This window comes from Kitasatospora sp. NPDC054939, from assembly GCF_053610105.1.
Genome location: NZ_JBSGXP010000110.1, coordinates 18,581 through 28,774 on the forward strand (window position 1 = coordinate 18,581; position 10,194 = coordinate 28,774).

The 10,194-nt window shown below is 73.3% G+C and carries 11 protein-coding genes; 4 read left to right on the forward strand and 7 right to left on the reverse strand.

The annotated features are described in order from the left end of the window. Window positions 1-11: 11 nt before the first annotated feature. The 3 genes from ACWGB8_RS26805 to ACWGB8_RS26815 all read right to left on the reverse strand — a co-directional run bounded on the left by ACWGB8_RS26805 (window position 12) and on the right by ACWGB8_RS26815 (window position 3,506). Entirely contained in the window at window positions 12-1,826 is a 1,815-nt protein-coding gene (locus tag ACWGB8_RS26805) for an NHL domain-containing thioredoxin family protein (protein ID WP_452216167.1), read from the reverse strand. Window positions 1,827-1,895: 69 nt separating this feature from the next. Beyond that, window positions 1,896-3,125 carry a glutathionylspermidine synthase family protein gene (locus ACWGB8_RS26810; RefSeq protein ID WP_452216168.1) on the reverse strand — a complete coding sequence of 410 codons (1,230 nt, stop codon included), beginning with the start codon at window positions 3,123-3,125 and terminating at the stop codon, window positions 1,896-1,898. A gap of 6 nt (window positions 3,126-3,131) precedes the next feature. After that, window positions 3,132-3,506: a hypothetical protein gene (locus ACWGB8_RS26815; RefSeq protein ID WP_452216169.1), complete on the reverse strand. Its 375-nt coding sequence runs from the start codon at window positions 3,504-3,506 to the stop codon at window positions 3,132-3,134. 126 nt (window positions 3,507-3,632) lie between these two features. Between ACWGB8_RS26815 and ACWGB8_RS26820 the strand changes: the two genes are divergently transcribed. Next, window positions 3,633-4,055 (forward strand): DUF350 domain-containing protein, encoded by a 423-nt coding sequence (locus tag ACWGB8_RS26820; RefSeq protein ID WP_452216170.1) that lies wholly within the window; start codon window positions 3,633-3,635, stop codon window positions 4,053-4,055. Between the two features lie 25 nt (window positions 4,056-4,080). Here the strand turns inward: ACWGB8_RS26820 and ACWGB8_RS26825 are convergent, their stop codons facing one another. Further along, entirely contained in the window at window positions 4,081-4,455 is a 375-nt protein-coding gene (locus ACWGB8_RS26825; protein WP_452216171.1) for a winged helix-turn-helix transcriptional regulator, read from the reverse strand. Between the two features lie 96 nt (window positions 4,456-4,551). Between ACWGB8_RS26825 and ACWGB8_RS26830 the strand changes: the two genes are divergently transcribed. Beyond that, window positions 4,552-5,433, forward strand: a complete 882-nt coding sequence (locus ACWGB8_RS26830; protein ID WP_452216172.1) for an NAD(P)-dependent oxidoreductase — start codon at window positions 4,552-4,554, stop codon at window positions 5,431-5,433. Window positions 5,434-5,446: 13 nt separating this feature from the next. Here the strand turns inward: ACWGB8_RS26830 and ACWGB8_RS26835 are convergent, their stop codons facing one another. The 3 genes from ACWGB8_RS26835 to ACWGB8_RS26845 all read right to left on the reverse strand — a co-directional run bounded on the left by ACWGB8_RS26835 (window position 5,447) and on the right by ACWGB8_RS26845 (window position 7,415). After that, window positions 5,447-6,496 carry an aldo/keto reductase gene (locus ACWGB8_RS26835; protein WP_452216173.1) on the reverse strand — a complete coding sequence of 350 codons (1,050 nt, stop codon included), beginning with the start codon at window positions 6,494-6,496 and terminating at the stop codon, window positions 5,447-5,449. 182 nt (window positions 6,497-6,678) lie between these two features. Continuing rightward, window positions 6,679-6,999, reverse strand: a complete 321-nt coding sequence (locus ACWGB8_RS26840) for a DMT family transporter (protein ID WP_452216174.1) — start codon at window positions 6,997-6,999, stop codon at window positions 6,679-6,681. A gap of 71 nt (window positions 7,000-7,070) precedes the next feature. Then, a complete protein-coding gene (locus ACWGB8_RS26845; RefSeq protein WP_452216175.1) occupies window positions 7,071-7,415 on the reverse strand; it encodes a DMT family transporter in 345 nt (114 codons plus the stop codon). A gap of 151 nt (window positions 7,416-7,566) precedes the next feature. Here ACWGB8_RS26845 and ACWGB8_RS26850 point away from each other — a divergent pair, with 151 nt between their 5' ends. Both ACWGB8_RS26850 and metG read left to right on the forward strand, forming a co-directional pair. Beyond that, the gene (locus ACWGB8_RS26850) at window positions 7,567-8,046 is read left to right on the forward strand and encodes a MarR family winged helix-turn-helix transcriptional regulator (protein ID WP_452216176.1); all 480 of its coding nucleotides are present in this window, start codon (window positions 7,567-7,569) and stop codon (window positions 8,044-8,046) included. A gap of 366 nt (window positions 8,047-8,412) precedes the next feature. Continuing rightward, the gene (metG, locus tag ACWGB8_RS26855) at window positions 8,413-10,140 is read left to right on the forward strand and encodes a methionine--tRNA ligase (protein WP_452216177.1); all 1,728 of its coding nucleotides are present in this window, start codon (window positions 8,413-8,415) and stop codon (window positions 10,138-10,140) included. Window positions 10,141-10,194 lie beyond the last annotated feature (54 nt).

Here is a 10,194-nt window from a genome sequence, read left to right on the forward strand (position 1 = left end):
GCCGCTTCGTGTCACTCCAGGCCGGCCAGCACCAGCGGCAGCCGCCCGGCGCCGTCCGCGACGAGCTTCACCGGCACGCCCCAGTCCTGCTGGTGGACGTGGCAGGCCGGGTACTCGATCTCCGGGTCGTCGTCGCAGGAGGCGGCCATCGCGGAGACGTGCAGCACGCCCTCGGCGACGTCGGCGGAGAGCACCAGCTCCCGGGAGAGCGCGGTGTCCGCACCCGCGCCGGAGACCAGCAGCTCGGGCGGGGTCGAGCTGACCAGCAGCCGGGTGGAGGGGCCGTAGCGCTCGTCCAGCTTCTGGCCGCTCGGCGCCGAGAAGACCACGTCCAGCCGGAACGGCCCCGGCGCCACCTCGGTGGCGGCCCGCTGCGTGCGGTGCGCCACCGCCTCCACCCGGACGGCCTCCTCGGGCAGCCGCAGCCTGGTCAGCCGGTGCCGGGCCGACTCGACCACCACGATGTCCCCGTCGACCAGGACGGCCCCGGAGGGTTCGCGCAGGTCGGTGGCCAGCGTGCTGACCTCGCCGCTCGCCGGGTCGTAGCGGCGCAGCGCGTGGTTGTAGGTGTCGCTGACCGCGACCGAGCCGTCCGGCAGCACGGTGACCCCCAGCGGGTGCTGGAGGAGCGCCTGGTCGGCGGCGCCGTCGCGGTGGCCGAAGTCGAACAGCCCGGTGCCGACGGCGGTCTCCACGGTCTTCGTTCCACGTGAAACGAACCGCAGCGCCGAGGTCTCCGAATCGGCGACCCAGAGCCGCTCGCCGTCCGCCGAGACGGCGAGCCCGGACGGCTGGGCGAACCACGCCTCCTCGGCGGGCCCGTCGACCAGGCCCTCGTTGGTGGTGCCGGCCGCGACCCCGACCGTGCCGTCGGCCGGGTCGTACGCCCAGAGCTGGTGCACGCCGGCCATCGCGATCCAGACCCGCCCGTCGAACCAGGCGACGTCCCACGGCGAGGAGAGGTCGACCTCGCGGGCCGGGCCGGCGGTCGCCGAGCCCTGCCACCACTGGCGGCCGGTGCCGGCCAGGGTGGTGACGCTGCCGTCGGCCAGCCGGACGCCGCGCAGCGCGTGGTTGACGGTGTCGGCGACCACGACGTCGTAGTCGGAGCCCTCCGGCAGCAGCGCCAGCCCCTGCGGCTCGCTGAAGCGCGGGGCGGCGCCGTCCACCAGGCCGCGCTCGCCGTCGCCGATCCGGCGAACGACCCGCTCGGCGTCCTCGGCGAGCTCGACCAGCGAGTGGTGGCCGGAGTCGGCGACCAGGAAGTGGCCGTTCGGCAGCCGGACGGCCTTGCCGGGGAACTTGAAGTCCCCCGCGGTCGGCTCCGGCGCCACGTACGGGCCGTCGCCGCGCCGCAGCGTGCCCTTCGCCCCGTGCTCGGCCTCCAGCTCCTCCACCAGCCGGGCGAGCGCGTGCGCGTGGCCCTCGCCGGCGTGCTGGGCGACCACGTACCCCTCGGGGTCGATCACCACCAGCGTCGGCCAGGCCCGTACGGCGTACTGCTTCCAGGTGGCGAGTTCCGGGTCGTCCAGCACCGGGTGGTGCACCTCGTAGCGGTCGACGGCGTCGACCACGGCCCGGTGGTCGGCCTCGTGGACGAACTTCGGCGAGTGCACGCCGACGATCACCACGGTGTCGCGGTGCTCCTCCTCCAGCGCGCGCAGCTCGTCCAGGACGTGCAGGCAGTTGATGCAGCAGAACGTCCAGAAGTCGAGGATCGTGATCTTGCCGCGGAAGTCCGCGAGAGTGAGTTCCTTGCCGCCGGTGTTGAGCCAGCCGCCTGCCCCGACCAGCTCGGGGGCGCGTACGCGTGCACGGGATGCCATGCCCTCATCCAACCTCATCGGGCACCGCGGGCATTCCGGGCGCCGCGGCGGTCCGCGGCGCCCGGCCGGTCACACGATGATGTGCGGCAGGAAGCGGGCGCCCTGGTGGGTGATCGGGCTGTCGTCGGTCTCGCGGATGCCGAGGCCCGCGGACTCGCCGTCGACCACCCAGGTGCCGAGCACCGGGCGGTTGCCGTCGAAGTCCGGCAGCGGGTGGTACTGCTGGAAGCAGTAGCCCTCGGCGCCGTAGCGGTTGGGGTCGCCGGCCCAGTCGGCGAGCCGGGTCTCGCTGCCGTCGCGCTCGAAGATCCGGATGCCGGCGCCCTCGCGGCCCAGCAGCGGCTTGGCCGCGTAGCCCGGCCCGTCCGGATCGGCGAGCTCGCGCGGTCCGTCCAGGTAGGCGGGCAGCAGGTTGGGGTGACCGGGGTAGAGCTCCCAGAGCACCGCGAGCAGGGCCTTGTTGGAGAGCAGCATCTTCCAGGCCGGCTCGATCCACATGGTGGTGCCGGTGGAGCCGCCGTGGTCGATGACGTCCAGCAACTGCTCTCCGAACTCGTCGGAGGCCAGCCACTCCCAGGGGTAGAGCTTGAAGGCGGAGCGGATGAAGCGGTGCTCCAGGTCGACGAAGCGGCCGGAGAGCGGGTCCCAGCCGATGTCCTCCATGGCGATGCCGACGGTCTCCAGGCCGGCCTGCTCGGCGCACTCCTGGAGGTAGAGGGTGGTCATCCAGTCCTCGCCCTCGGTGTCGCCGCGCGAGTGCGCGAAGTGCACCGGGCCGGGCGGCAGCAGGTGCTTCTGCCGCGACCAGGAGGCGACCAGCCGCTCGTGCAGCGAGTTCCACTGGTCGGCGCCGGGGAAGCGCTCCTCCATCCAGAACCACTGCGGCCCTGCGGCCTCGATCAGCGAGGTCGGGGTGTCGGCGTTGTACTCGAAGAGCTTCGCCGGGCCCGTGCCGTCGTACGCCAGGTCGAAGCGCGCGTACACGGCCGGCTGCTCGTCGCGCCGGCGCCAGGACTCGGCGACCGCGGCGGCCAGCCGGGGGTCGGTGATGCCGTAGTCGGCGTACCGGCCGGTGCGCACGACGTGGTCGGCGGCGGCGAGGCACATCTCGTGCAGCTCCTCGACGACCTCCTCCAGCGCCTCGACCTCGGGCAGCGAGAACTCGTAGTAGGCGGACTCGTCCCAGTACGCGTGCGGGCCGTCCTGGTTGCAGGGGTCCGAGCACATCGCGTAGATCAGGCCCTGGCTCTCGACCGTGGCCAGCCAGTTGTCGCGCGGGGTGAGGGTGCGGCGGCGCACGGCGGATCAGCCCCCGCCCGAGCCGCTGGAGCTGGAACCGGACGGGCAGCCGAAGCCCCCGCGCTTGGTGTCGGCCTTGACGAAGGTGCCGCCGGTGGCGGTCACTGCGCCCGAGCCGCAGTAGTACCAGCGCCCGGCCTGGGCGCTGGTGCCGCCCTGGCAGGCGTGCTTGTCGAGCACCTTGAGGGTGCCCGGGTCGACGCAGCGGCTCGGCGGGTTGCTGCTCGACGAGCAGCCGGCCAGTGTGAGGGCGAGGGTGCCGACCATGCCGAGCGCGACGAAGCCCGAACGGCGTCGGCCGTCCTGCTGGGCGGGCCGGCCGGCGGTCGTCGGGCCGGAGGACGGGCCGGTGGAGGAGGCGGCGGGCGGAGACTGCGTCATGGCGGACGATGGTACGCGTGGGGTGGCGGGGTACGGGAGGGGCCCCGCACACCCTGTTCGGCCGCGGGCCGATGGGATATCTTTTGCCGATCCTTGACCGATGCCCCCGGGGGAGCACAGCACAGCATGAACGACATCGTGAACGGACTCGGCGCGGCTGCGGCCTTCGGCGGCGTCGGCGTGGTGCTGCTCCTCCTCGGCGTCGGCCTGGTCGACGTCCTGACGCCGGGCAAGCTCGGCCACCAGATCTGGGTCGAGCGCAACCGCAACGCCGCCGTGGTGCTGAGCTCCGCGCTGCTGGGCATCGGCGGCATCGTCTTCACCGCGATCATGTACACGTACGAGGACTTCGGCAAGGGCCTCGCCTCGACCGCGGCCTTCGGCGTGCTGGGCCTGGTGCTGATGGCCGTCGCGTTCTGGGCGGTGGACGTGCTGACGCCGGGCAAGCTCGGCGCGATCCTGGTCGACCCGGAGCCGCACCCGGCGGTCTGGGTGACCGCCAGCTGCAACCTCGCGGTGTCCGCGATCGTGGCCGCCTCGATCGCCTGACCCGACGCCGCTCGTCGCGGGCGCCCTAACCCGCCTGCTGCGCGGCTCCCTCAGCGGCCTCCCGCGCCACCGCCCGCGCCCGGCCCCAGGCGGCCAGCGGCTCCAGGGCCGCGTTGAGCCGGACGCCGTCCCCGGTCAGCGCGTACTCGACCCGCGGCGGCACCTCGTCGTACGACTCGCGGTGCACGATGCCGTCCGCCTCCAGCTCCCGGAGGTGGGCGGCGAGCACCTTCTCGGTGATGCCCGGCACCAGGCGGCGCAGCCGGCCGAAGCGGGAGTGCGGGTGCTCGTGCAGCGCCCAGAGGATGAGCACCTTCCACTTGCCGCCGATCACCTCCAGCGCCGCGTCGATGCCGCAGACGTGCCCATCCGCGGTCTCCGGCCGGTTCAGCGTCGTCATCCCCACCCCTCCTGACCTGCTCGCATACCCCGGTGAAAGCACCCACTCCGAAGTGCGTACTTGATCGCCCCGGGCCCTGCGAACAGTCTAAGGGGCATGGCACACAACACCGTTGAGAAGACCCATGTGACCCTGCTCGGCCTCGGCGCGATGGGGAGCGCGCTGGCCCGTACCTGGCTCGCCGCCGACCACCCGCTCACCGTCTGGAACCGCACCCCGGCCCGCACCGCCGTCCTCGCCGCCGAGGGCGCGACGGTCGCCCGGGACGCCGCGCAGGCCGTCGCGGCGGGCGGCCTGGTGGTCGTCTGCCTGCTGGACGACGCCTCGGTCGAGGAGGCGCTGGCCGGGACCGACCTGGCCGGCAAGGACCTCGTCAACCTGGTGACCGGCACCCCCGCGCAGGCGCGGGCCCGGGCCGAGTGGGCCCGCGCGCGGGGCGCCCGCTACCTGGACGGCGGAATCATGGCCGTCCCGCCGATGGTCGGGGTGCCCGGGGCCGGCGGCTACGTCTTCTACAGCGGCTCCCGGGAGCTGTTCGAGCAGCACCGCGAGGTGCTGGCCGTCCCGGTGGGCACCGCCTTCGTCGGCGAGGATCCGGGCTTCGCCGCGCTGCACGACGTGGCGCTGCTGAGCGCCATGTACGGCATGTTCGCCGGTGCCGCGCACGCCTTCGCGCTGGTCCGCCGGGAGGAGATCGACCCGGTGGCGTTCGCCCCGCTGCTCGCCGACTGGCTCACCGCCATGGCGTCCGGCGTGCACGGCACCGCCGAGCAGCTGCGCAGCGGCGACTACACCCGGGGCGTGGCCTCCAACCTGGCCATGCAGGTGGCCGGCACGCCGACCTTCCTGGGCACCGCCGAGGAGCAGGGCGTCAGCCCGGAACTGCTGACCCCCTACTTCGGGCTGATGCGCCGCCGGCTGGCCGAGGGCAGCGGCGAGGAGGGCCTGACCGGGGTGGTGGACCTGCTGCTGCGCTGAGCGGCGGCGGGGTTCAGCCGGCCGCGCGGTCGGCGACGGACCGCCGGCGCAGCGCCGGGTCGGTCAGCGCGGGCCGCTGCCAGGCGCCGTCCGGGCGGTAGACGTCGGTGCCGGGCGGGACGATTCCGTCGATCCGGTCGAGGGCGGCGTCGTCCAGGACGAGCGGGGCGCCCTTGAGTGCGGCCTCCAGCTGTTCCATGGTGCGCGGGCCGATGATCACCGAGGTGACGGCGGGGTGCGCCAGCGGGAAGGCGACGGCCAGTTCGGGCAGGGTGCAGCCGAGGTCCTCGGCGAGCGCGGTGAACTGCTCGACGGCCTCCAGCTTGGCGGCGGTGGTGGGCAGCGCCGGGTCGAAGCGGGCCGGGAAGAGCGCGGGGCGCCCGGAGCCGAGGTCGATCGGGCGGTCCTTGCGGTAGCGGCCGGTGAGGAAGCCCGAGGCGAGCGGGCTCCAGGTCAGCGCGCCCATGCCGAGCCGCTGGACGACCGGCAGTACGTCGGCCTCGATGCCGCGGGCGAGCAGCGAGTACGGCGGCTGCTCGGTGCGGAAGCGGGCCAGGCCCCGGCGTTCGGCGAGGTGGTGGGCCTCTACGAGGTCCTCGGCGGGGAAGGTCGAGGTGCCGAAGGCCCGGATCTTGCCGGCCCGGACGAGGTCGCCGAGGACGCCGAGGGTCTCTTCGAGGTCGGTGGTGTGGTCCGGCCGGTGCACCTGGTAGAGGTCGATCCAGTCGGTGCCGAGGCGGCGCAGGCTCTCCTCGACCTCGCGGACGATCCAGCGGCGGGAGAGGCCGCCCCGGTTGGTGCCCTCGCCCATCGGGGCCCACACCTTGGTGGCGAGGACGACGTCGTCCCGCCGCCCGCGCAGGGCCTTGCCGACGATCTCCTCGGACTCGCCCATCGAGTACATGTCGGCGGTGTCGACGAAGTTGATGCCGCCGTCGAGGGCGGCGTGGATGATCCGGACGCAGTCGTCGTGGTCGGGGTTGCCGATCGCGCCGAACATCATGGTGCCGAGGCAGTGGGTGCTCACCTTGATGCCGGTGCCCCCGAGTACGCGGTAGCGCATGCTTCCTCCCCCTTCGGGTGGTTGACGGTGCCGCCGACTGTAGGAGTTGGAGTCCACTCCAGCGCAAGGCCGATCGGGAAGGCTCCTCCGGGGGAGGCAGTCCCGGGCGGGACAGGGGCGCGCCCGGCGGTCCCCGGCGCCGCACACCGGGGCCGGGGACCGTCGGGCACGTCCCTGGCGGGTCACGCGCCGGCGGCGAGCTTGAGGGTGACCGCGCCGGCGATGATCGCGGCGAAGGAGAGCGCCTTGGGCAGGGTGATCCGCTCCTTGTAGAGCAGCGCGCCGAAGACGACCGTGCCGATCGAGCCGATGCCGGTCCAGATGGTGTAGCCGACGCTCAGGTCGATGGTGCGCAGCGCCAGGCTCAGTGTGAAGATGCCGCCGGCCGCGGCCAGGATCGTCAGGACGGACGGCCAGAGCCGGGTGAAGCCCTTGGTGGCGTTGGTGCCGAGGGCGAAGGCGATCTCGAAGACGACGGCGATCGCGAGGTGGAGCCAGGCCATGACGGACACTCCGTGGAAGTCGTGGTGGGACGGGGCGGGGGCGGGGAGCGGCGCGGGCGCGGCGGCCGGGGTCAGGCCGGCTTCGGGGCGTCCGCGGTGAGCCGGTCGGCGAGCCGCAGACCGAGCACCCCGCCGATGATCAGGACGAAGGCGAGCACCTTCCAGACGTTCATCGACTCGTCGAAGATCGCGGTCCCGAGGATCACCGTGCCGACCGAGCCGATGCCGGTCCAGACGGTGTAGCCGACGCCGACGTCCAGCGTCTTGAGGGCCAGGCCGAGGAAGAAGATGCCGCCGGCCGCGGCGGCTGCGGTGAGCAGGGACGGGCCGAGTTCGGTGAAGCCGTGGGTGGCGTTGGTCGCCAGGGCGAAGACCACCTCGAAGACCGAGGCGACGAGCAGGTACAGCCAGGCCATGGGAGCCCCCCGGGGCTAGTAGTTGCATGTATGTGCAAGCTCTTTGGGTTGGGCAAGAGCATGCATGTACAAGTAACCTTGTGTCAACCGGTCAGCCGCCGGTGCCCGGACGGCCTCTGGGCCGCACCCCGCAGCCCCTCAGGAGCAGCCCATGTCCGCGCAGCCCGTGTCCGAGCGGTCCGTGCCCGCGCAGCCCGGCGCCGGTGCCGAGGATTCGGCGGACGCCCGTACCTGGAGCCGGGTGACGGCCCTGCACGCCCGGATCGAGCACCGGCTCGCCACCGCGCTCCAGCGCCGGCACGGGCTCGGCCTCTCCGAGTACCGCGCGCTCGGCTTCCTGGCCGCGGCCCCCCGGTCGGAGCTGCGGATGCAGGAGCTGGCCGCCGCCCTCGGCCTCAACCAGAGCTCCGTCACCCGGCTGGTGGCCCGGCTGAACGAGGCCGGCTTCACCTTCCGCGACAGCTGCCCGGACGACCGCCGCGGCGTCTACACGGTGATCACCGAGGCCGGCCGCACCCGCCACACCGAGGCCCGCGCCGGCTACGAGCAGACCCTCGCCGAGGCCCTCGACGAGGCGGCCGCGCAGGGTCCGGAGGCCGCGGCGCTGGTGGCGGCCGTCCGGGCGGCCTGACGGGCGCGGGCCGCGGGCCGCCACCACAGGCCGCGGGCCGCCACCACAGGCCGCCGCCGTCACCGCGCCTGCCGCCGCGACCGCTACCGCCACCACCGCGCCTGCCGCCTCACCGCGACCGCTACCGCCACCACCGCGCCTGCCGCCGCACCGCGACCGCCAGCACCGCCACCGCGACCGCTGCCGCGCCGCGGAATAACGAGTGCGGCCGGAGCAGCCGTCCTCGGTACGATGACCGCGGCCGAGAGGCGCGACGCCGCACGCCGTGCAACCCGCTGCGGGCACGGCGCACCGGGCCGCCCGGCCGCCGAAACCTGTTCGCGGGCGCCCGGCCGGTGCCCGCCGGAGACATGGGAGCATCCCAGGATGACTCGACAGTTGATCACCAGCGCGCTTCCGTACATCAACGGGATCAAGCACCTGGGCAACATGGTCGGGTCGATGCTCCCGGCGGACGTCTACTCCCGCTACCTGCGCCAGCGCGGCCACGAGGTGCTGTTCATCTGCGCCACCGACGAGCACGGCACCCCCGCCGAACTGGCCGCCCAGGAGGCGGGCCTGCCGGTCGCCGAGTTCTGCGCCCGGGCGCACGACCAGCAGCGGGCGATCTACGACGGCTTCCGGCTCTCCTTCGACTTCTTCGGGCGCAGCTCGTCCCCGCAGAACCGCGAGATCACCCAGGAGATCGCCCGGGAGCTGCACGCCAACGGCTTCATCGAGGAGCGCTCCGTCCGCCAGGTGTACTCCAACGCCGACGGCCGCTTCCTGCCGGACCGCTACATCGTCGGCACCTGCCCGCACTGCGGCTACGACAAGGCGCGCGGCGACCAGTGCGAGAACTGCACCCGGGTGCTCGACCCGACCGACCTGGTGGAGCCGCGCTCGGCCATCAGCGGCAGCTCCGACCTGGAGGTCCGCGAGACCAAGCACCTCTTCCTGCTGCAGTCGCGGCTGACCGACGAGGTGGAGCGGTGGATCGGGGCGCACGGCGACGACTGGCCGGTGCTCGCCTCCTCGATCGCCCACAAGTGGCTCACCGAGGGCCTCCAGGACCGCGCGATCACCCGCGACCTGGAGTGGGGCGTGCCCGTCCCGGCCGACACCTGGCCGGAGCTGGCCGCCGAGGGCAAGGTCTTCTACGTCTGGTTCGACGCCCCGATCGAGTACATCGGCGCGACCAAGGAGTGGGCCGACGCGGCCCCGGCCGGCGAGCTGCGGGACTGGAAGTCCTGGTGGTACGAGGCCGACGAGACCGTCCGCTACACCGAGTTCATGGCGAAGGATAACGTCCCGTTCCACACGGTGATGTTCCCGGCGACCCTCCTCGGCTCCCGGCAGCCGTGGAAGAAGGTCGACTACGTCAAGGCGTTCAACTGGCTGACGTACTACGGCGGCAAGTTCTCCACCAGCCAGAAGCTCGGCATCTTCACCGATGTCGCGCTGGAGCTGCTGCCGGCCGACTACTGGCGCTACTTCCTGATGGCGCACGCCCCCGAGTCGGACGACTCCAGCTTCACCTGGGACCTCTTCGCCTCGGTCGTCAACAAGGACCTCGCCGACACCTTCGGCAACTTCGTCAACCGGGTGCTCTCCTTCAGCCGCAAGCGCTTCGGCGACGCCGTCCCGGCCGGCCACCCGGCCGGTGAGCCGGAGGCCCGTCTCGGCGAGACCGTCGCAGGGCTGCTGGCCGAGTACGAGGCCAACCTGGAGGCGCTCAACTTCCGCAAGGCGGCGCAGAGCCTGCGCGCCCTGTGGAGCGCGGGCAACTCCTACCTGGACGAGAAGGCGCCCTGGCTGCAGGCCAAGACCGACCTCGACGCCGCCGCGCTGACCCTGCGCACCGCGATGAACCTCATCCACCTGTACGCGGTCGTCTCGGAGCCGTTCCTCCCGGCGGCGGCGCAGACCGTCCGGGCGGCCTTCGAGCTGCCCGGGGACACCCACACCTGGATCGGTGCCGACCGGGCCCGCGCCCTGGACCTCGTCCCGGCCGGGACGCCGTTCACCGTGCCGCCGGTGCTCTTCGCCAAGATCACCGACGAGGACCTGGCCGCCTGGACCGCCCGCTTCGGCGGCGAGCCGACCCCGGCCTGACCCCCGCGCACCACGGCCGGGCGCCGGTTCCCCGCTCCTCGCGGGGGCCGGCGC

Excerpts from the sequence above, each read along its gene's own strand:
- ACWGB8_RS26805 (WP_452216167.1), bottom strand. The coding sequence starts at position 1,826 with ATGGCATCCCGTGCACGCGTACGCGCCCCCGAGCTGGTCGGGGCAGGC.
- ACWGB8_RS26815 (WP_452216169.1), bottom strand. The coding sequence starts at position 3,506 with ATGACGCAGTCTCCGCCCGCCGCCTCCTCCACCGGCCCGTCCTCCGGC.
- ACWGB8_RS26820 (WP_452216170.1), top strand. The coding sequence starts at position 3,633 with ATGAACGACATCGTGAACGGACTCGGCGCGGCTGCGGCCTTCGGCGGC.
- ACWGB8_RS26825 (WP_452216171.1), bottom strand. The coding sequence starts at position 4,455 with ATGACGACGCTGAACCGGCCGGAGACCGCGGATGGGCACGTCTGCGGC.
- ACWGB8_RS26830 (WP_452216172.1), top strand. The coding sequence starts at position 4,552 with ATGGCACACAACACCGTTGAGAAGACCCATGTGACCCTGCTCGGCCTC.
- ACWGB8_RS26835 (WP_452216173.1), bottom strand. The coding sequence starts at position 6,496 with ATGCGCTACCGCGTACTCGGGGGCACCGGCATCAAGGTGAGCACCCAC.
- ACWGB8_RS26840 (WP_452216174.1), bottom strand. The coding sequence starts at position 6,999 with ATGGCCTGGCTCCACCTCGCGATCGCCGTCGTCTTCGAGATCGCCTTC.
- ACWGB8_RS26845 (WP_452216175.1), bottom strand. The coding sequence starts at position 7,415 with ATGGCCTGGCTGTACCTGCTCGTCGCCTCGGTCTTCGAGGTGGTCTTC.
- ACWGB8_RS26850 (WP_452216176.1), top strand. The coding sequence starts at position 7,567 with ATGTCCGCGCAGCCCGTGTCCGAGCGGTCCGTGCCCGCGCAGCCCGGC.
- metG (WP_452216177.1), top strand. The coding sequence starts at position 8,413 with ATGACTCGACAGTTGATCACCAGCGCGCTTCCGTACATCAACGGGATC.